Origin of the sequence: Streptomyces longispororuber, from assembly GCF_014656095.1 — a bacterium.
In the GTDB taxonomy this organism is placed as follows: domain Bacteria; phylum Actinomycetota; class Actinomycetes; order Streptomycetales; family Streptomycetaceae; genus Streptomyces; species Streptomyces longispororuber.
Genome location: NZ_BNBT01000083.1, coordinates 1 through 20,208 on the forward strand (window position 1 = coordinate 1; position 20,208 = coordinate 20,208).

Genomic DNA, 20,208 nt, shown 5'->3' on the forward strand with positions numbered 1-20,208 from the left:
TTTCCTCCGGGCGCTTCCCTTCGGTATTTCGTGTTTCCGACTCTATCAGATCTTTCCGGCTTCCCGGTCCGTTCCGATTTCCTCGGTGCCTTTCGGGGCTTCGCTTTCGCGTTTCCCTTTCCGGCGGTTCCGACTTTATCAGAAGTTCTGAGTCGGAATTTCCGCTCCGGTCGGGGTGGCCTCCGGCACGTTGCCGTGCGCGTCGGTTCCCCCGCTGGCGGAGCCGTAAACGTACTGGAGCGGGGCGCCCCGATGCAAATCGAGGCGCCCCGCTCCAGGACAGGCGACGTCAGACCAGGTCGGAGGGGCTCAGACCTCGACGACGACGGGCAGGATCATCGGGCGGCGGCGGTAGTTGTCCGAAACCCACTTGCCCAGCGTCCGGCGGATGAGCTGCTGGAGCTGGTGGGGCTCGACGACACCGTCCTGGGCCGACCTCTCCAGGACCTCCTGGATCTTCGGGACGACTCCGACGAAGGCCCCGTCCTCGATGCCCGAGCCGCGGGCCTGGATGTGCGGGCCCCCGGTGATCTTGCCGGTCGTCGAGTCGACCACGACGAAGACCGAGATGATGCCCTCTTCGCCGAGGATGCGGCGGTCCTTGAGCGCCGGCTCGGTGACGTCGCCGACCGAGAGGCCGTCCACGTACACATAGCCCGCCTGGACCTTGCCGACGATCTTGGCCTTGCCCTCGACGAGGTCGACGACGACGCCGTCCTCGGCGATCACGATGCGGTCGTGCGGGACGCCGGTGAGGGCGCCGAGCTCGGCGTTGGCGCGCAGGTGGCGCCATTCGCCGTGGACCGGCATCAGGTTCTTGGGCTTGCAGATGTTGTAGAAGTACAGCAGCTCCCCGGCCGACGCGTGGCCGGAGACGTGCACCTTCGCGTTGCCCTTGTGGACGACGTTCGCGCCCCAGCGGGTCAGGCCGTTGATCACGCGGTAGACCGCGTTCTCGTTGCCCGGGATGAGCGACGACGCCAGGATCACCGTGTCACCCGACACGATGCGGATCTGGTGGTCGCGGTTGGCCATCCGGGACAGGGCCGCCATCGGCTCGCCCTGGGAGCCGGTGCAGACGAGGACGACCTCGTGGTCCGGCAGGTCGTCGAGCGTCTTGACGTCCACGACGAGGCCCGGCGGCACCCGCAGATAGCCGAGGTCGCGGGCGATGCCCATGTTCCGGACCATCGAGCGGCCGACGAAGGCGACCCGGCGGCCGTACTCGTGGGCGGCGTCCAGGATCTGCTGGATGCGGTGCACGTGGCTGGCGAAGCTCGCCACGATGATGCGCTTGCGGGCGCCCGCGAAGACCTGCCGCAGGACGTTCGAGATGTCGCGCTCGGGCGGGACGAAGCCCGGGACCTCGGCGTTCGTGGAGTCCGAGAGGAGAAGGTCGATGCCTTCCTCGCTCAGCCGCGCGAACGCGTGCAGGTCGGTCAGGCGCCGGTCCAGCGGAAGCTGGTCCATCTTGAAGTCGCCGGTGTGCACGACCATGCCCGCGGGCGTGCGGATGGCGACCGCGAGGGCGTCCGGGATGGAGTGGTTGACCGCGACGAACTCGCAGTCGAAGGGGCCGAGGCGCTCCCGGTCGCCCTCGGCGACCTCGAGCGTGTAGGGCCGGATGCGGTGCTCCTGGAGCTTCGCCTCGATCAGCGCGAGGGTCAGCTTGGAACCGATCAGGGGGATGTCCGGCTTCTCCCGCAGGAGGAAGGGGACACCACCGATGTGGTCCTCGTGGCCGTGCGTGAGCACGATGCCCTCGATGTCGTCGAGGCGGTCCCGGATGGACGTGAAGTCCGGCAGGATCAGGTCGATTCCGGGCTGCTCCTCCTCGGGGAAGAGCACTCCGCAGTCGACGATCAGCAGGCGTCCGTCGTACTCGAAGACCGTCATGTTCCGGCCGATCTCGCCGAGGCCACCGAGCGGGGTGACCCGCAGGCCGCCCTTGGGGAGCTTCGGCGGGGCGCCGAGTTCAGGATGCGGATGACTCAAAAGACTCTCCTCACCACGCGCGCCACGTGCCTCGGGGCACGTGGCGCGCGTGACGTTCGTGCAGTAGCAGTTGTTGTGTGCGGGCGCGGGGCCCGCGGCTTGGTGCGTATTGAGTTGTGAAGTCCGTGGTCAGAGCTGTACCCCGCCGGCCGCAAGATCGATCTTGAGCTGGGCGGTCTCCTCGGCGGAGAGCTCGACGAGCGGCAGGCGCAGCGGCCCCGCGGGCCGGCCCTGGAGCGTGAGCGCGGCCTTGGTCGTGATCACACCCTGCGTGCGGAACATGCCCGTGAACACCGGCAGCAGCTTCTGGTGGATCTCCGTGGCCTTCTGCACGTCGCCGTTGAGGTACGCCTCCAGCATCGCGCGCAGCTCGGGCGTGACCACGTGGCTGACGACGGAGACGAAGCCGCACGCGCCGACCGAGAGCAGCGGCAGGTTGAGCATGTCGTCGCCGGAGTACCAGGCGAGGCCGGAGCGGGCGATGGCCCAGCTCGCGCGGCCGAGGTCGCCCTTGGCGTCCTTGTTGGCGACGATACGCGGGTGCTCGGCCAGGCGCACGATCGTCTCGGTGTTGATCGGTACGCCGCTGCGGCCCGGGATGTCGTACAGCATCACCGGCAGGTCGGTGGCGTCGGCGATCGCCGTGAAGTGCCGGTGCAGGCCTTCCTGCGGCGGCTTGTTGTAGTACGGCGTGACGGTGAGCAGGCCGTGGGCGCCGGCCGCCTGGGCGGCGCGGGCGAGCTCGACGCTGTGGCGGGTGTCGTTCGTCCCGACGCCGGCGACGACGTGGGCGCGGTCGCCGACCGCTTCCAGGACGGCACGTACGAGCTCGGTTTTCTCCGCGTCGCCGGTGGTCGGGGACTCGCCGGTGGTGCCGTTGACGATCAGGCCGTCGTTGCCTGCGTCCACCAGGTGGGCGGCGAGCCGCTGCGCGCCGTCGAGGTCGAGTGCGCCGTCCGCCGTGAAGGGCGTGACCATGGCGGTGAGGACCCGCCCGAAGGGGGTCTGCGGAGTCGAGGTCGGAGCCATGGGTAACACGCTACTCGCTGCTCAGCGCGGGGTCGCCCCTCGGGGCGGGTGGGAGGTTGGTGCTCAGGGAGCCCGGCACTGCCTGCTCGGGGGTTCAAGCAGTGCCGGGTCCGTTTGATCAGGCTAGATGAACTTCTAGAAATGCCGCAATACGGACACTTCTGTCGACTCATTCGCACATATGAGCCGCGCGGAGCCGGGTGTCCCCCCGCTCGGACGGGGAAGGCGCAGCGTGGGCCGACGTCGGCCGGCGGCCGTCCGGCGTCCCCTCAAGACACTCTCCCCTCATGCTCCCCTCGTGACAATCTTCGGCGAACTTGCCAAAACCGGGCACCCTTTCGCCGTTTCGAGCGTCTGTATGGGCAAGAGAGTTCCGTTCGAGACTTGTGAGGAGAAGCGCGCCCCATGTTCCGTCGGCGAGAGCCCGTTCCGTTCGCCTTCATCGCCGAAGCCGAGAAGTTCCGCAGCAACGTCACTCCCCCACCCCGTGAGCGTGCCACCGCCGGTCAGCTCGTGGGCCGGGCCCTCATCGGACTCACCGTGGTCGCCGGGCTCGTGGGCTCCGTGATCCTCGGCATGCCCGCCATGTCCGCCGACCAGTCGCCGGCCAGGACCCAGCACTCCGAGGCCTACGACGGCCGCTGACGGCCCTTGACGGCCGCTGTCGACGACTGACGGCCGACCCGTGGGCCCTCGCGCGGTCCGCCGACGACCGCGCGCCCCGGACGGGCGCCGGGGGGACTCCCCCGGCCCGTCCCCCGGGCCCCGGCCCCTCTCCGGTCCCCCGGTCCACCCTCTTGGGCCCCGCCAAGGCCCCCCTTGGGCCCCCAACGCTGGTGGCAGGGGGCACGGCTCGATAGCCTCACCGGGCACACCCCGTGCGTGGAGTGAGTGAGGACCAGCCGTGCCCCTGCCTTTCCTGACCGCGGACCGCGCTTTCGACGACGCGGTGGAGGACGCCGCGCTCCCGTTCCACGACCGCGACCGCTGGCGGAGGCCGTACCGCCCGGGCCCCTGGCGCGTCGCCGCCGCCGCGCTGCTGCTGCTCCTCGCCTCGTACGTCCTCGTCGCCGCCGTGGTCATCGCGTTCGCCGGGGCCCTGCCGGGTGCCGGTCTCTGCGTCTGCCTGGCCGCGCTCGTCATCGGCGCCGCGCTGCGGCTGCTGCGGGTCGGCACCTGGGTGAGCGCCCGCGGGCTGCGCCGCGTGTCCTTCCTGCGTACGCAGACCGTGCCGTGGGCCCGGGTCGCCTCCGTGCGCACGGCCCAGCAGCCCGTGCGGTGGCTCGGTCTTCCGCGCACGGTGCAGGGGCAGGCGCTGATGCTCGTACGCCACGACCGGCCCGCCGGTGAGGGGGCGACGCTGCTCACCGACCGCGGCGCGGACTTCCTCGCGCGCCGCACGGCCTTCGACCGGGCCGCCGACGCCATCGAGGTGTGGGCCGACGAGTACCGGCCCACGGCCTGACACCGGGCGGGCGGGACGCCCGGCCCGTCCGGCTCAGACGCCGAGCGGCCTGCCCTCGTGCAGGGCGATGGCCCGCTGCATGGCCTTGCGGGCCCGGGGGGTGTCCCGGGCGTCGTGGTAGGCGATGGCGAGGCGGAACCAGCAGCGCCAGTCGTCGGGGGTGTCCTCCGTCTCGGCCTTGCGCCGGGCGAAGACCTCGTCGGCGGACTCGCGGTCGATGCGCCCGCTGGGCGTGCGCTTCAGCTCGTCGACGGGCAGCCCGCCCTCCGCTTCGAGTTCGGCCGCGAGCCGGTTGGCGCGCTGGACGAAGCGGGTGTTCTGCCACAGGAACCACAGGCCGATGACCGGCAGGATCAGCACCGCGACCCCGAAGGCCACGGTGAGGGCGGTGCCGTGCTGTATGAGAAGCACGCCACGGCTGCCGACCAGGACGAAGTAGACGACGAGGACGGCGGCCGTGACGGCGTAGGTGATCTTTGCGCGCATGAGTCGGTCCCCGGGTCAGCCGAGGTCGAGGAAGTGTTCCAGCCCGAAGGTCAGGCCCGGGGTCTCCACCACGCGGCGGGCGCCGAGCAGGATGCCCGGCATGAAGCTGCTGTGGTGGAGCGAGTCGTGGCGGACCGTGAGCGTCTCGCCCTCGCCGCCGAGCAGCACCTCCTGGTGGGCGAGGAGGCCCCGCAGCCGTACCGCGTGCACCGGGACCCCGTCGACGTCCGCGCCGCGGGCCCCCTCCAGGGCGGTCTCCGTGGCGTCCGGCTGCGGGGCGCTGCCCGCGCGCTCGCGGGCGGCGGCGATGAGCTGGGCGGTGCGCGTGGCGGTGCCGCTCGGGGCGTCGGCCTTGTTCGGGTGGTGCAGCTCGACGACCTCGACCGACTCGAAGTACGGGGCGGCGATCTGCGCGAACTTCATGGTGAGGACCGCGCCGATGGAGAAGTTCGGCGCGATGAGCACGCCGGTCCCCGGGGACGCCTCCAGCCAGGTCCGCAGTTGCGCGAGGCGCTCCTCGGTCCACCCCGTCGTACCGACCACGGCGTGGATGCCGTGCCGGACGCAGAAGTCGAGGTTGCCCATCACCGAGCCGGGCGTGGTCAGCTCGACCGCGACCTGGGCGCCGGCCTCGGCCAGCGTCTCCAGCTCGTCGCCGCGGCCGAGCGTGGCGACCAGTTCCATGTCCTCGGCGGCCTCGACGGCTCGGACCGCCTCGGAGCCGATGCGGCCCTTGGCGCCGATGACCGCCACGCGCAACTTGCTCATCTGCCTGTTTCCTAACGCGAGTTCGCGGGTTCGCGAATGGTGAGTCGTACGGGACCCGGGTCCGGCGAACCGGGGACCTAGGCCACCGCTTCGTGCAGGCGGGCGGCCTGCTTGTCCTTCAGCGGGCCTATCGCCGAGAGCGACGGGCGCTGTCCCAGGATGTCGCGGGCGACCGCGCGCACCTCGTCGGGGGTGACCGCCGAGATCTGCGCGAGCATGTCGTCGACCGACATCTGCTCGCCCCAGCACAGCTCGCTCTTGCCGATGCGGTTCATGATCGCGCCGGTGTCCTCGAGGCCGAGGACCGTGGAGCCCGCGAGCTGGCCGACGGCGCGCCTGATCTCGTCGTCCGTCAGGCCGTTCTCGGCGACGTGGTCGAGCTCGTCCCGGCAGATCTTGAGCACGTCGTGGACCTGGCTGGGGCGGCAGCCCGCGTACACGCCGAACAGGCCGGTGTCGGCGAACGCCGAGGTGTACGAGTACACGCTGTAGGCCAGGCCGCGCTTTTCGCGGACCTCCTGGAACAGGCGCGAGGACATGCCGCCGCCGAGCGCGGTGTTCAGCACGCCCATGGCCCAGCGGCGGTCGTCGGTGCGGGCCAGGCCCGGCATGCCGAGGATGACGTGGGCCTGCTCGGTCCTGCGGTCGACGACCTCGACGTGGCCCGCGGTGCGCAGGCGGCGGGCGCCGGCGCGCGGGGCGACGGGGGTGGCGTCGGTGCGCGTGAGGGCGCCCGCCTTCTCGAACGCGGCGCGGACCTGGCGGACCACCTTCTGGTGGTCCACGTTGCCCGCGGCGGCGACGACCAGGTGCGTGGGGTCGTAGTGCCGCTTGTAGAAGCGCCGGATGCGGTCCGCGGTCAGGGCGTTGATCGTGTCGACGGTGCCGAGGACGGGGCGGCCGAGGGGGGTGTCGCCGAGCATCGTGTGCGCGAACAGGTCGTGCACGCAGTCGCCCGGGTCGTCCTCCGTCATCGCGATCTCCTCGAGGATGACGCCGCGCTCGGCGTCGACGTCCTCCTGGCGGATCAGCGAGCCGGTCAGCATGTCGCAGACCACGTCGATGGCGAGCGGCAGGTCCGTGTCGAGCACGCGCGCGTAGTAGCACGTGTACTCCTTGGCCGTGAAGGCGTTCATCTCGCCGCCGACGGCGTCGATCGCGGAGGAGATGTCCAGGGCGCTGCGCTTCCCGGTGCCCTTGAAGAGCAGGTGCTCCAGGTAGTGCGTGGCGCCGTTCAGGGACGGCGTCTCGTCGCGCGAGCCCACGTGGGCCCAGATGCCGAAGGTGGCCGAGCGGACCGAAGGGAGGGTCTCGGTGACGACGCGCAGGCCCCCGGGGAGGGTGGTCTTGCGGACGGTGCCGATGCCGTTGGCGCCCTTGATCAGGGTTTGGGTACGGGCGACGGCCCGCGCCTCCGAGGAGGTGCGGGCCGTCGCCTTGGAGCTACGGGACGTCACTTGTCGGTGTCGTCCTTCGCCTCGGCCGCGTCCTCGGCGCCGTCCTCGCCCTCGATCACGGGGATCAGGGAGAGCTTGCCGCGCGAGTCGATCTCGGCGATCTCGACCTGGACCTTCTGGCCCACGCCGAGGACGTCCTCGACGTTCTCCACGCGCTTGCCGCCGGCGAGCTTGCGGATCTGCGAGATGTGCAGCAGGCCGTCCTTGCCCGGGAGCAGGGAGACGAACGCGCCGAAGGTCGTCGTCTTCACGACGGTGCCCAGGTAGCGCTCGCCGACCTCCGGCATGGTCGGGTTGGCGATGCCGTTGATCGTGGCGCGGGCGGCCTCGGCGGCCGGGCCGTCGGCGGCACCGATGTAGATGGTGCCGTCGTCCTCGATCGTGATGTCGGCGCCGGTGTCCTCCTGGATCTGGTTGATCATCTTGCCCTTCGGGCCGATGACCTCACCGATCTTGTCCACCGGGATCTTGACGGTGATGATCCGCGGCGCGTTCGGGGACATCTCGTCCGGAACGTCGATCGCCTCCATCATCACGTCGAGGATGTGCAGGCGGGCGTCGCGGGCCTGCTTCAGGGCCGCGGCGAGGACGGAGGCCGGGATGCCGTCCAGCTTGGTGTCGAGCTGGAGGGCGGTCACGAACTCCTTGGTGCCGGCGACCTTGAAGTCCATGTCGCCGAAGGCGTCCTCCGCACCGAGGATGTCGGTGAGGGTGACGTAGTGCGTCTCGCCCTCGATCTCCTGGGAGATCAGGCCCATGGCGATGCCGGCGACGGGGGCCTTCAGCGGCACACCGGCGTTCAGCAGCGACATGGTGGAGGCGCAGACGGAGCCCATGGACGTCGAGCCGTTGGACCCGAGGGCCTCGGAGACCTGACGGATCGCGTACGGGAACTCCTCGCGCGTCGGCAGGACGGGCACGAGGGCGCGCTCGGCGAGGGCGCCGTGGCCGATCTCGCGGCGCTTCGGGGAACCGACGCGGCCGGTCTCGCCGGTGGAGTACGGCGGGAAGTTGTAGTTGTGCATGTAGCGCTTGCGCGTCACCGGGGACAGCGTGTCGAGCTGCTGCTCCATGCGGAGCATGTTCAGCGTCGTCACACCCAGGATCTGCGTCTCCCCGCGCTCGAACAGGGCGGAGCCGTGCACGCGCGGGATGGCCTCGACCTCGGCGGCCAGGGTGCGGATGTCGGTGACACCGCGGCCGTCGATGCGCTTCTTCTCCTTGATGACGCGCTCACGGACCAGGGACTTGGTCAGCGAGCGGTACGCGGCGGAGATCTCCTTCTCGCGGCCCTCGAACTCGGGGAGCAGCTTCTCGCCGGCCAGCGCCTTGACGCGGTCCAGCTCGGCCTCGCGCTCCTGCTTGCCCGCGATGGTCAGCGCCTGCGCCAGCTCCGTCTTGACGGCGGCGGTCAGGGCCTCCAGGACGTCGTCCTCGTAGTCGAGGAAGATCGGGAACTCGCCGACGGGCTTGGCGGCCTTGGCGGCGAGGTCCGCCTGGGCCTTGCACAGGACCTTGATGAAGGGCTTCGCGGCCTCGAGACCGGCGGCGACGACCTCCTCGGTGGGGGCCTCGGCACCGCCCTTGACCAGCTCGATGGTCTTCTCGGTGGCCTCGGCCTCGACCATCATGATCGCGACGTCGCCGTCCTCGAGGACGCGACCGGCGACGACCATGTCGAAGACGGCGTCCTCGAGCTCGGTGTGCGTCGGGAACGCGACCCACTGGCCCTTGATGAGGGCCACGCGGGTGCCGCCGATCGGGCCCGAGAAGGGCAGGCCGGCGAGCTGCGTGGAGCAGGAGGCGGCGTTGATGGCGACCACGTCGTAGAGGTGGTCGGGGTTGAGCGCCATGATCGTCTCGACGACCTGGATCTCGTTGCGCAGGCCCTTCTTGAAGGACGGGCGCAGCGGGCGGTCGATGAGGCGGCAGGTGAGGATCGCGTCCTCGCTGGGCCGGCCCTCACGGCGGAAGAAGGAGCCGGGGATCTTGCCGGCCGCGTACATCCGCTCCTCGACGTCGACCGTCAGGGGGAAGAAGTCGAGCTGGTCCTTGGGCTTCTTGGAGGCGGTGGTGGCCGACAGCACCATGGTGTCGTCGTCCAGGTACGCCACGGCGGAGCCGGCGGCCTGCCGGGCGAGGCGGCCGGTCTCGAAGCGGATGGTGCGGGTGCCGAAGGAGCCGTTGTCGATGACGGCCTCGGCGTAGTGGGTCTCGTTCTCCACCAGCGGTTTCTCCATTACGTATCGTCTTTTCACCCCGTGGCCCGTGTGGCCCGGGGTCCACCCCTGCCCGTGTGGCGGGGGCGGTGCGGAGAAGCGCGCCGTGGGTGCGGGCCGGTCTTCGATCGAAGCCCCCGGGGGACTCGCGTCCTCCGGAAGCCACTACCGAGGACCGGCGACGGCGGGGTGCGCCTCTCCTTCGGTTCCTCTATGCGGTTGTGCTCTGCTCCGTGCGGCGGTGCGGTGGTGCTGTGTGCTCCGCCGCGCCGCGGTGGTGCTCCGGTCCCGCGCGGTCGCGGCCTGCGCGGTCGCGTCGCGCGCGGTGCCTTCCGTTTTTCCGGACGGTCCGGAGGCCACCGCGACTGTGTCGGATGTCACCAGACTACAAAGCCACGGCGACACCGCGCACGTACGGCAAAGGGAGCGGCCCCCTTCGAGTGCTTCGAGTGGGAACCGCTCCCTTCACGGCGACTTACTTGGCGCCCGCCGCACCGCGGCGGATGCCGAGGCGCTCGACCAGGGCACGGAAGCGCTGGATGTCCTTCTTGGCCAGGTACTGCAGCAGGCGGCGGCGCTGACCGACCAGGATCAGCAGACCACGACGGGAGTGGTGGTCGTGCTTGTGCGTCTTCAGGTGCTCGGTCAGGTCCGAGATGCGGCGCGAGAGCAGCGCGACCTGGACCTCGGGGGAGCCGGTGTCGCCCTCCTTGGTACCGAACTCGGCCATGATCTGCTTCTTCGTAGCGGCGTCGAGCGACACGCGTACTCCTCAATGATGTCTACGTTCGCCTCCGAGTGCCCCTGGTCTTCTTCTCAGGGGTGCTTCCGGGACTCGGGAGGCATGGGGTCCACCTCGGGGAGGTGGGTGTCCACCTTGCGTGGTGGGTGTCCACCTCGGGGAGGTGGGATCCACCGGTGACGGTGGAGTGCCGCGTGCCGCGTGGCGCGATCCGTCGGCCGAGTGGCCTGAGGGTGCGCGCAGACATGCGGGCGTTACACAGCGTACCAGCCCGCAGGTGGGGGCTTTCCGGTGCCGGGTGGGGGCGGGGGCGGGGGCTGGCTCTGGGGTGCGTTGTCGCAGGTCATGGGGGTGGGGGTGGCGCGGTCCGGGCCGTGCGGCCTGGTCCGGGGGGCGCGCCCACCGGCCGGGGGGCGTGGCCGGTCGGGTCACGCCCCCTCGATGCCCAGGGCGCCGTAGGCCGCGCCCTCCCCGGCCCCCTCGCGTGCGGCGCGCAGCTCCTTCGGGGCGATGAACACCCGGCCGCCCTCGACGACGACGTCGGCCCGCCCCGGCTCCACGGGCCCGACGGTGTCCGGCACGCTGAACAGCAGGAACGGGCGCTCCTTGCCGGTTTCCGGGTCCAGGCTCACCACGGCGTCCGGGTCGACGCCGTTGCCGCTGCCGCGGAAGGCGAGGAGCTTGCCGCCGCTGACCTCCAGGGGGTACATCGTGCCGCGCCCCTGGGAGGGGAACTTCCGGACGGCCCTGCCGGTCGTGAGGTCGAAGGAGACGATCTCGTTCGCGTCGGCCCCCTTCCGCTCGGTCGCGAGGTAGAGCTGGTCACGGCCCACCGCGATGGAGGGGCACGTCTCCACGGCGCCGAACAGCGGCGCGAGGCAGTCCTCCACGTACCGGCCTTCCGGCATGCCGACGGTCGCCCGGTACGCGCCCCGGTCGTCGAGGGCGATCAGGTCGGCCACCGCGCCGTCGTCGCCGTCCCCGGCGGCGACGGCGATGACGGCGGGCTCGGACGAGACGAGGTACACGTTCCGGGTCCCGCGGTCGACCTTGTAGGTCCACACCGGGTCACCCGTGCGCGGGTCCACCTTCTGCACGCGGTACGTGCGGTCGTCGCCGTCCCCGCACCGGCGCAGGGCGAGCAGCGCGCGCCCGCCCGCGAAGCCGGCGTCCCCGCAGGCCGAGGCGGAGGCGCTCGCCCACATCCGCTTGCCGTCCGCCATGTCGTACGCGACGGAGCCCTCGCCCCAGGCGACGGTGACCGCGCCGCGGGTCATGGTCACGTTGGTGTTCGGCGCGAAGGCCGTCCTGGCCTCGGGGAGCCGGGCCTGCCAGAGCTTCTTGCCGGTGTCGAGGTCCACGAAGACGAGCCGGTCGCAGGTGGCGGGGGGCTCGGGGCGGGCGGGCTTGCGCTTCTTGTCCTCGCGCTTTTCCTTGCCCTTTCCCTTGCCCTTCTTGCTCTTGTCGCCCTTCTTGCCCTTCCCGTCCTTCTTGTCGCCGTCCTTCTCGCCCTTCCCGGCGCCCTTGTCGTCCTTCTTCTTGTCGCCGTCCTTCTTGTCCTTCTTGTCCTGGGACTTCCCGGGCTTCTTGCCGTCGCCCTCGCCGTCCCCGTCGTCCTCCGCGCGCTCCTGGACGAGTACCGCCGTACGTCCGTCCGCAGTGACGTGGCGGGTCGTGTCGCAGATGGGGCCGCCCAGGTCGGTGGACCAGGCTTGCTCGGACGTGCCGAACGTGAAGCCCTTGAGCTGGTCGCCCACGCCACGGACGAGGGTCTTGTCCGTGGCCCAGGTGCCGGGCGCGGGCACGGAGGCGTCGGCTCCGCGGCGCTTGCCGAACTCCTTCTCCCGGTAGTCGACGATCAGACGGCCCGCGGGCGAGCGCGGGAGGTCCTCGACGGTGTCCCTGATGTCGTCCGGCGCCTGCTGGACGGCCTTGGCGTCCTGCGCGTCCGCCTCGTCGTCGGTCGCCGACCAGAGCATCCAGCCGCCGGTGCACAGGACGAGGGCGAGCAGGCCCGCCGTACCGGCGAGCAGGCGTGTGCGGCGCTGTCTGCGTGCGCTGTCCTCGGCCAGGACGGACTGGGTGAACTGGGAACGGGGCGGGCCCTGGCTCACGCTGGAAGCCTTTCTCCGATGGAGCGAGTGTCCGATGAAAACGGGTGGCCGGATCATAGGCCGCTCCACGTCGGCCGTTTCGCGCCGAGGGCCGGGCCGGGCGCAGCGGGGAGCCGGGGAACGCGGCCGCCCGGGCCGCGGGCGCCCCGCCGTGGCGGGGGGGGCGCTCAGCTCGTCAGCGCGCGTACGGAGGCGTACACGTCGAAGACGGCGAGCGTCAGGGGCAGCAGGGTCAGCAGGACGAAGCCCTCGGCGATCTCCAGGAAGCGCCCCCAGAAGGGGGTCACCCCGCGGCGTGCCGTGATGAGCCCGATGGCGGCGCACAGGGCCGCGCCCGCCCCGATCGCGGCGGTGAGCCAGATCGTGCGCAGGTCGAGCGCCGCGGTGTCACCCGTCAGGGCGTCCCGCACGAGGGCGTCCGGCGGGTGCAGGGCCAGGCCGACGCCCAGCAGCACCAGGCAGGCAAGGCCCGCCGCGAGGCAGGCGGCGACCTGGGCCGTGTAGCGGAAGAGCTGGGCGCGCATGAGCATCGCGACACCGGTGGCCAGGGCCAGCAGCCGGGCCCACACGTCGGCGGAGGAGCCGAGGACCACCACGGCGGCGACGGCCACCAGGGCGCAGCCGCCGACGAGGCCGATGAGCAGCTCGTGCCCGCGGCGGGCCTGGGCGGCGATGCGTTCGGCGTCGACCGGGGGCTGGGGGGCGGGGTCCGGGTCGGGGTCGTACGTGCGGCGGGCGGCGTGCGGCGGGTCGTAGCCGATGGGCAGCCGCGCGAAGCGCATGGACAGGCCCGGCAGGAAGGCGAGCGCGCCGACGGCGAGCGGCGCGCACAGGGCGGCGGTCCCGGTCGGGGTCAGGTCCCGCAGCGCCGCCACGAACGTCGCGAGCAGTCCGACGGCCCCGGCGGCCACGAAGGCCACGAACGGCCCGTCGCCGTGCGGCGAGACCAGGACGAGCACCACGGCGGCGATCAGCACGGCGGCGCAGGCCAGCAGGAACTGGAGCTTGCCGATCCCCTGGCCGTCGGCCGGTGGCAGCAGGCCGGAGCCCGCCACGGCCACGTTCGGCAGGGCGCCCAGGCCGAGCGCGACGGCCCCCGCGCGGTCGTCGTAGACGCGCCCCCGTACGCAGGCGAAGGCGAGGAGCACCAGGCCCGCGACGGCGGCGAGGATGCCGGGGAGGCCGTGGGTGTCGTGCCGGGGCGCCGCGCTCCAGGCGGTGAAGGCGAGGAGGACCGGCAGCACGGCGCCGCCGGTGAGGCCCGCGACGCGGGTCAGGTCGGCGTTCCACAGCGTGCGGTCGCGGGTCACCGCGGAGGCAATGGCGTCGGACACGTCGTCGAAGACGGCGGGGGGCAGCGAGGCGGCGAAGGGCCGCAGGGTGAGGAGTTCGCCGTCGAGGATGCGCTGGGCGGCGAAGGTGCGGGCGCTGTCGAGGACGGCGCCGTCGCGGCGGACGAGGTGGTAGCCGACCGGGGCGCCCTCGGCGGGGCTCTGGCGCGCCAGGCGCAGGATCTCCGGGTAGAGGTCGGCGACCGGGACGTCGTCGGGCAGGGCCACGTCGATGCGGCTGTCGGGGGCGACGATGGTGACGCGGCAGAACCCGAGTCCCGCCCCGTCGGCGGCGGGCCCCGGGGCCCCGGCGCCGGTCGGCCCGGCACCGGCCCGTCCGGTTCCGGCCGCTCCGGCACCGGCCTGTCCCGCTCCGGTCTGTCCGGTTCCGGTCGCCCCGGCCGAGGCCGTCATGCTCACCTGCTGCTCCCCCTCAGTCCCTCGCGGCCCTGGACGCCATCGCCGTACCGGCCGTCCCGCCCACCGTGCCGCACCCCATGAGAGGGCGCGCGCCGATCTCCCGCGTCTGGCCGGTTCTCGCGCCCCGGCCGTGTCACATGACGTGAATTGCCCCTGTCCGGCGGCCGAATTCACATCTGCTCACGCGCACGAACGGCACCTTACCGCTCCTGCGGCGGCCCGTGGGTCAGTAGGATCGCGCGGTGGGCCGCGGCCTCCCGCGTCGGTGCCGGTGGTCGGAACACGTCGATCCAGCAAGGGAACTGATGCCGCGTGAGTCACCTCGTCGTCAAGCGCCCGCCTCGTGTTCTGCCATCCGGTGTGCCCTCGGACGAGATCGTCCTGCAGCCCCCGCCCGAACTGCCGCGGGGGCAGCAGGAGGGCGTGCTGATGCAGCTCCTGCCCATGCTGGGCATGGGCGGCTCCGTGGTGTTCTTCTTCATGCCCAATTCGCATCCGTTCATGAGGATCATGGGCATGGTGATGGTGGCGTCGACGGTGGCCATGTCCGTCGCGATGTTCATCCGCTACCGCCGGGGCACACAGGGGCAGTTGGCCGATCTGCGCCGCGACTACCTCCGCTACCTGCAGCAGACCCGGCGCTCGGCCCTCGCCGCGGCGAAGGCGCAGCGCGACGCCCAGTACTACCTTCACCCGTCCCCCGACCAGCTCTGGGCCCTGGTCGCCGAGGGCAGCCGCGTCTGGGAGCGGCGCACGGGTGACGAGGACTTCGGGCAGGTGCGCGTCGGCCTCGGGCCGCAGGCGCTCGCCACGCCGCTCGTGCCCCCGGAGACCGCGCCGGTGGACGACCTGGAACCGCTCACGGCGGGCGCGATGCAGCGCTTCCTGGCCGTCCACGGCACGGTCGAGGACCTGCCCATGGCCGTGTCGCTGCGCGCCTTCTACCACGTGACGGTCAACGGCGAGGCCGAGGCGGTACGGGCCGGCACGCGGGCCCTCGTCGCCTCGCTCGCCTCCCTGCACTCCCCCGCGGACCTGGTGATCGCGGTCGCGGCGGGCCCGGAGACCGCCCCGCGGTGGGAGTGGGCCAAGTGGCTCCCGCACTGCCAGGCGCGGGGCGCCGCGGACGGGGCGGGCAGCCGCCGGCTGATCACCACCGACCCGGCGGAGCTCGACGTGCTGCTCTCCGCCCGGCTGCGGGGCCGGCCCCGCTTCCACCCCGGCTCCACCCCGCTGCCGGACGAGCCGCACGTCGTCGTCGTCCTCGACGGCCTGTCCCTGCCGCCGGAGTCCGTCCTGGCCACCGCCGAGGGGCTGCAGGGCGTGACCGTCGTCGAGGTGCTGCCGGGCGAGCCGGGCGACGCCCGCGGCGGGCTCTGCCTCGTCGTCCGGCCGGCGTCGCTGCGGATCGAGTCGGGGCACGGCCTGGTGTACGAGGGCACGCCCGACCTGCTGTCGTACGAGGCGGCCGAGGCCCTGGCGCGGCAGTTGGCGCCGCTGCGGATCGCCTCGGGCGGCGACGACGACCAACCCCTGCTCGCCAACCTGGAGTTCACCGACCTGCTCGGCCTCGGGGACGCCGACTCGGTGGACCCGCGGCGGACGTGGCGGCCGCGCGCCCAGGCGGAGCGGCTGCGCGTGCCGATCGGCGTCGGCGAGGACGGCCGCCCCGTGATGCTCGACCTCAAGGAGGCGGCGCAGGACGGCATGGGCCCGCACGGCCTGTGCGTGGGCGCGACGGGCTCGGGCAAGTCGGAACTGCTGCGCACCCTCGTCCTCGGCCTCGCCGTGACCCACTCCTCCGAGACGCTGAACTTCGTCCTCGCCGACTTCAAGGGCGGCGCGACCTTCGCGGGCATGGCGCACCTCCCCCACGTCGCCGCGGTCATCACCAACCTGGCGGACGACCTGACGCTGGTGGACCGCATGGGCGACTCCATCCGCGGCGAGCTCAACCGCCGCCAGGAGCTGCTGCGCGACGCGGGCAACTACGCGAACATCCACGACTACGAGAAGGCGCGGGCGGCCGGCGCGCCCCTCCAGCCCGTGCCCTCGCTGGTCCTCGTGATCGACGAGTTCAGCGAACTCCTCACCGCCAAACCGGACTTCATCGACATGTTCGTGCAGATCGGCCGCATCGGCCGGTCGCTCGGCGTGCACCTGCTGCTCGCCTCGCAGCGCCTGGAGGAGGGGCGCCTGCGCGGCCTGGAGACGTACCTCTCCTACCGTGTCGGCCTGCGCACGTTCTCCGCCGCCGAGTCGCGCGCCGCGCTCGGCGTGCCGGACGCCTACCACCTGCCGAACGTCCCCGGCTCCGGCTATCTGAAGTTCGGCACGGACGAGATGGTGCGCTTCAAGGCGGCGTACGTCTCCGGGGTGTACCGCTCCGGCTCCGCGCGGGCGGCGGCGGGCGGGCCGCTGCCGGTGGACCGGCGCCCGGTGCTGTTCACGGCCGCCGAGGTGCCGGTCAGGTACGCCCCGGCGGTGCCGCGCCCCGAGCCGCGGCCGGACGCCGGGCCGGGCCCGGACGACGCGCTCGCCGACACCGTGCTCGACGTCGTCGTACGCCGCCTGGAGGCGCAGGGGCCGGCCGCGCACCAGGTGTGGCTGCCGCCGCTGGACAGCCCGCCGCCGCTGGACGCGCTGCTCCCGGGGCTCGCGGCCGTGCCGGGGCGGGGGCTCACCGCGCCCGGCCGGGAGCGCGCGGGCGGCCTCGTCGTCCCGCTGGGTCTGGTCGACAAGCCGTACGAGCAGCGGCGTGACGAGCTGTGGTGCGACTTCTCCGGCGCGGCGGGCCATATGCAGATCCTGGGCGGTCCGCAGTCCGGCAAGTCGACGCTGCTGCGCACGCTCGTCGCGTCGTTCGCGCTCACCCACACGCCGCACGAGGTCCAGTTCTACGGGCTCGACTTCGGCGGCGGCGGCATGGCGGCGCTCACGGGCCTCCCCCACGTCGGCGGGGTCGCGTCGCGCCTGGACCCGGAGCGGGTGCGGCGCACGGTCGCCGAGGTGTACGGGGTGCTGACCCGGCGCGAGGAGTACTTCCGGGCCGCGGACATCGCCTCGATCGCCGACTTCCGGGCGCGCCGGGCGCGCGGCGACATCTCCGTGGCCGAGCAGCCGTGGGGCGACGTCTTCCTGGTCATCGACGGCTGGGCCGCCTTCCGCACCGAGTACGAGGCCCTGGAGCCGGCCGTCCTCGACCTGGCCGCCCGCGGCCTCGGCTACGGCATCCACCTGGTCCTCGCCGCGTCGCGCGCGATGGAGGTCCGCGCGAACCTCAAGGACCACCTCATGAACCGCCTCGAACTGCGGCTCGGCGACACCATGGACTCCGAGCTCGACCGCAAGGTCGCCGCGAACGTGCCCGCCGGCGTGCCGGGCCGCGGCCAGACCCCGCAGCGGCAGCACTTCATGGCCGCCGTCCCGCGCATCGACGACATCACCTCCGACGCGGACCTCGCCGAGGCCACCAGGGCGCTCGCCGCCGAGGTGGCCCGCCACTGGACGGCGCCCGGCGCCCCGCGGGTCCGGCTGCTGCCGCGCGAGCTGCCCGCGGAGCAGTTGCCGCCGGGGCACGCGTTCCCGGACCGCGGCGTGTCCTTCGCCCTCGACGAGGACAACCTCGAACCGGTCTTCGTGGACTTCGAGCAGGACCCGTTCTTCCTCGTCTTCGGCGAGAGCGAGTCGGGCAAGTCGAACGTGCTGCGGCTGCTCGTCCAGCGCCTCACCGAGCGCTACAGCGGCGACGTCTGCAAGCTCTTCGTCGTCGACAACCGCCGCTCGCTCCTCGACGCCGCCCCCGCCTCGCACCTCGCCGAGTACGTGCCCATGTCCAGCGCCATGGACCACCACGTGCAGGCCCTGGCCGACCTGATGCGCCGCCGCACGCCCTCGCCCGACGTCACCGCCCGCCAGCTCCGCGAGCGCAGTTGGTGGCAGGGCCCGACGGTGTACGTGGTCGTCGACGACTACGACCTGGTGTCGACCTCCAGCGGCAACCCGCTGGCCCCGCTCACCGAACTGCTGCCGTTTGCGCGGGACGTGGGCGTGCGCTTCATCATCGCCCGGTCCAGCGCGGGCGCGGGCCGGGCCGCGTACGAGCCGTTCCTGCAGCGCGTCAAGGAGCTGGGCGCGCAGGGCCTGCTGCTCGCCGGGGACCCCGCCGAGGGTGACCTCCTGGGCGGCGTGCGGCCGCGGCCGATGCCGCCGGGGCGCGGCGTCTACGTGTCCCGGAAGCGTGGAAAGCCGTTGGTCCAGACGGGGTTGGTCCCCGTTGACAAGTAGTCTGAGCGCACAGTCCGTCCATACGCCGGGGTACGCCGGACACGCCGGAAAGGAACCGCTGCACCATGGCCGAGGCACAGAACGAGGCACCACAGCAGGGCCAGGAGTCGGAGCAGGACGTCAAGGCGCGCAAGGAGCGGGAGAAGAACGAGCTCTACGCCATCGACATCTCCGACGTCGAGTGGCACAGCGCCCCCGGCACCGAGACGCACGAGGAGCGCGTCGAGATCGCGTACCTGCCCCACGGCGCCGTGGCCATGCGCTCGTCCCTCGAACCCGAGACCGTACTGCGCTACACCGAGGCGGAGTGGCGCGCCTTCGTCCTGGGCGCGCGGGACGGCGAGTTCGACCTGGAGCCGTCGACGCGGAACGGGGGCATCCCCGCACCCGCGGAGGGCGGGGCAGCGGCGGAGTAGGCCTGGCGGCGACCGCTTCGGCCGGCTCCGCTCCGAGACGGTCGACGGCCGCGCGCTGACGTACACGTACGACGAGCTGGGCCGCCGCACGGGCCGCACCACGCCCTCCGGGGCGACGAGCACATGGACGTACGACGCGGCGGGCCGCCGGGCGCGCCTGACCACGTCGGGCCGCACGATCGACTTCGCGTACGACGCGGTGGGCCGCGAACTGGGCCGCGACGTAGGGGGGTTCGCGGCGTTCACCAACGCCTTCGACGCGCTCGGCCGCCTCACCGGCCAGACGGTCGCCGCGCGGGACGGCCGCGCGATCCAGCACCGCGCCTACTCCTACCGCGCGGACGGCCACCTCATCGGCGTCGACGACCACCTCGACGGCGCCCGCCGCTTCGACCTGGACCCGGCGGGCCGGGTCACCGCGGTGCACGCGGCGAACTGGACGGAGACGTACGCCTACGACGAGGCGGGCAACCAGACGACGGCGGACTGGCCCGCCACCCACCCCGGCCACGAGGCGACCGGCCCCCGCGCCTACACGGGCACGGCCCTCACCCGCGCGGGCGCCGTCCGCTACGAACACGACGCGCTGGGCCGCGTCACCCTGCGCCGGAAGACCCGCCTGTCACGCAAGCCCGACACCTGGCGCCACACCTGGGACGCGGAGGACCGCCTCACCTCGACGACCACCCCCGACGGCACGGTCTGGCACTACACGTACGACCCCTTGGGCCGCCGCACGGCCAAGCTCCGCCTGTCCCCCGACGGCACGACGGTGACGGAACGGACCGTCTTCACATGGGACGGCACGACCCTGTGCGAACAGACCACGACGGCGCCCGACCACCTGCCGAACCCGGTCACACTGACGTGGGACCACGCCGGATTGCGCCCGATAGCCCAGACGGAACGCATCGTGCCGCGGGAAGCACCTGTGGCAGGCGGGGAGACCGGCCCCGATGTGCACGCCGGGCCCGCCTGGGCCCACGGCACTGCCGGCCCGCCTCCTGAGGCTTCCGACCTTGCCTCGGCTTCTGAGGCTTCCCGGACCGAGGTCGACTCCCGCTTCTTCGCGATCGTCACGGACCTGGTGGGCACCCCGAGCGAGCTGGTGGACGAACGGGGCGAGATCGCGTGGCGCACGCGGAGCACACTGTGGGGGACGACGGCGTGGACGGCGGACAGCACGACGTACACGCCGCTGCGCTTTCCGGGACAGTACTTCGACCCGGAGACGGGGCTGCATTACAACTACTTCCGGCATTACGACCCGGAGACGGCTCGATATCTCACCATCGACCCTCTGGGACTGCAGCCGGCCCCGAACCCCACTACGTACATCCACAACCCTCACATACGGATCGACCCCCTTGGTCTCGCCCCCAGCAAGTGTCCGGACATCGATCCAGTCGCCCGAGAGATCGCGCGACATGCGAGCGAGGAGGCGCTTCGACCGGACGGCGATGGAACTCATTACGTCAG

Annotated in this window: 13 protein-coding genes and 1 pseudogene; 5 read left to right on the forward strand and 9 right to left on the reverse strand. The window is 72.3% G+C overall.

Features of this window, described 5'->3' with window-relative positions; translation table 11 throughout:
* Window positions 1–309 precede the first annotated feature (309 nt).
* Both IE330_RS23350 and dapA read right to left on the reverse strand, forming a co-directional pair.
* Window positions 310–1,995 (reverse strand): ribonuclease J, encoded by a 1,686-nt coding sequence (locus IE330_RS23350; protein WP_190138053.1) that lies wholly within the window; start codon window positions 1,993–1,995, stop codon window positions 310–312.
* Between the two features lie 129 nt (window positions 1,996–2,124).
* Complete coding sequence (gene dapA, locus IE330_RS23355; RefSeq protein ID WP_190138054.1) at window positions 2,125–3,024, reverse strand: 4-hydroxy-tetrahydrodipicolinate synthase; 900 nt, start codon at window positions 3,022–3,024, stop codon at window positions 2,125–2,127.
* Window positions 3,025–3,429: 405 nt separating this feature from the next.
* On the opposite strand from dapA, the gene IE330_RS23360 reads away from it, so the two are divergent.
* Both IE330_RS23360 and IE330_RS23365 read left to right on the forward strand, forming a co-directional pair.
* Window positions 3,430–3,669: a hypothetical protein gene (locus IE330_RS23360; RefSeq protein WP_190138055.1), complete on the forward strand. Its 240-nt coding sequence runs from the start codon at window positions 3,430–3,432 to the stop codon at window positions 3,667–3,669.
* Between the two features lie 259 nt (window positions 3,670–3,928).
* Window positions 3,929–4,489: an SCO5741 family PH domain-containing membrane protein gene (locus IE330_RS23365; protein WP_190138056.1), complete on the forward strand. Its 561-nt coding sequence runs from the start codon at window positions 3,929–3,931 to the stop codon at window positions 4,487–4,489.
* 33 nt (window positions 4,490–4,522) lie between these two features.
* Here IE330_RS23365 and IE330_RS23370 read toward each other — a convergent pair whose 3' ends face one another.
* The 7 genes from IE330_RS23370 to eccD form a co-directional block, all read right to left on the reverse strand.
* Window positions 4,523–4,975 (reverse strand): hypothetical protein, encoded by a 453-nt coding sequence (locus IE330_RS23370; RefSeq protein WP_190138057.1) that lies wholly within the window; start codon window positions 4,973–4,975, stop codon window positions 4,523–4,525.
* 15 nt (window positions 4,976–4,990) lie between these two features.
* Window positions 4,991–5,743 carry a 4-hydroxy-tetrahydrodipicolinate reductase gene (dapB, locus tag IE330_RS23375; protein ID WP_190138058.1) on the reverse strand — a complete coding sequence of 251 codons (753 nt, stop codon included), beginning with the start codon at window positions 5,741–5,743 and terminating at the stop codon, window positions 4,991–4,993.
* Between the two features lie 77 nt (window positions 5,744–5,820).
* Window positions 5,821–7,200, reverse strand: a complete 1,380-nt coding sequence (locus IE330_RS23380; protein WP_190138059.1) for a M16 family metallopeptidase — start codon at window positions 7,198–7,200, stop codon at window positions 5,821–5,823.
* Window positions 7,197–9,425, reverse strand: coding sequence for a polyribonucleotide nucleotidyltransferase (locus IE330_RS23385; RefSeq protein ID WP_190138073.1), 2,229 nt, complete (start codon window positions 9,423–9,425; stop codon window positions 7,197–7,199). Before IE330_RS23385 ends, IE330_RS23380 begins: the two co-directional genes overlap by 4 nt.
* Window positions 9,426–9,894: 469 nt before the next feature.
* Entirely contained in the window at window positions 9,895–10,182 is a 288-nt protein-coding gene (gene rpsO / locus IE330_RS23390; RefSeq protein ID WP_190138060.1) for a 30S ribosomal protein S15, read from the reverse strand.
* A gap of 407 nt (window positions 10,183–10,589) precedes the next feature.
* On the reverse strand, window positions 10,590–12,275 hold the full coding sequence (locus IE330_RS23395; RefSeq protein ID WP_190138061.1) for an outer membrane protein assembly factor BamB family protein: 1,686 nt from the start codon (window positions 12,273–12,275) through the stop codon (window positions 10,590–10,592).
* Between the two features lie 167 nt (window positions 12,276–12,442).
* Window positions 12,443–14,026: a type VII secretion integral membrane protein EccD gene (eccD, locus tag IE330_RS23400; protein ID WP_229925860.1), complete on the reverse strand. Its 1,584-nt coding sequence runs from the start codon at window positions 14,024–14,026 to the stop codon at window positions 12,443–12,445.
* Between the two features lie 312 nt (window positions 14,027–14,338).
* Between eccD and eccCa the strand changes: the two genes are divergently transcribed.
* The 3 genes and pseudogenes from eccCa to IE330_RS23415 form a co-directional block, all read left to right on the forward strand.
* Window positions 14,339–18,313, forward strand: a complete 3,975-nt coding sequence (gene eccCa / locus IE330_RS23405) for a type VII secretion protein EccCa (protein WP_190138062.1) — start codon at window positions 14,339–14,341, stop codon at window positions 18,311–18,313.
* A 65-nt stretch (window positions 18,314–18,378) separates the two neighbouring features.
* On the forward strand, window positions 18,379–18,729 hold the full coding sequence (locus IE330_RS23410; protein ID WP_190138063.1) for a DUF397 domain-containing protein: 351 nt from the start codon (window positions 18,379–18,381) through the stop codon (window positions 18,727–18,729).
* 10 nt (window positions 18,730–18,739) lie between these two features.
* Window positions 18,740–20,120, forward strand: a pseudogene (locus IE330_RS23415) (RHS repeat-associated core domain-containing protein); the annotation flags it as partial.
* Between the last annotated feature and the right edge of the window lie 88 nt (window positions 20,121–20,208).

Coding starts and splice junctions, on each gene's coding strand:
- dapB (WP_190138058.1), bottom strand. CDS start 5,743: ATGAGCAAGTTGCGCGTGGCGGTCATCGGCGCCAAGGGCCGCATCGGC.
- IE330_RS23370 (WP_190138057.1), bottom strand. CDS start 4,975: ATGCGCGCAAAGATCACCTACGCCGTCACGGCCGCCGTCCTCGTCGTC.
- dapA (WP_190138054.1), bottom strand. CDS start 3,024: ATGGCTCCGACCTCGACTCCGCAGACCCCCTTCGGGCGGGTCCTCACC.
- IE330_RS23360 (WP_190138055.1), top strand. CDS start 3,430: ATGTTCCGTCGGCGAGAGCCCGTTCCGTTCGCCTTCATCGCCGAAGCC.
- IE330_RS23410 (WP_190138063.1), top strand. CDS start 18,379: ATGGCCGAGGCACAGAACGAGGCACCACAGCAGGGCCAGGAGTCGGAG.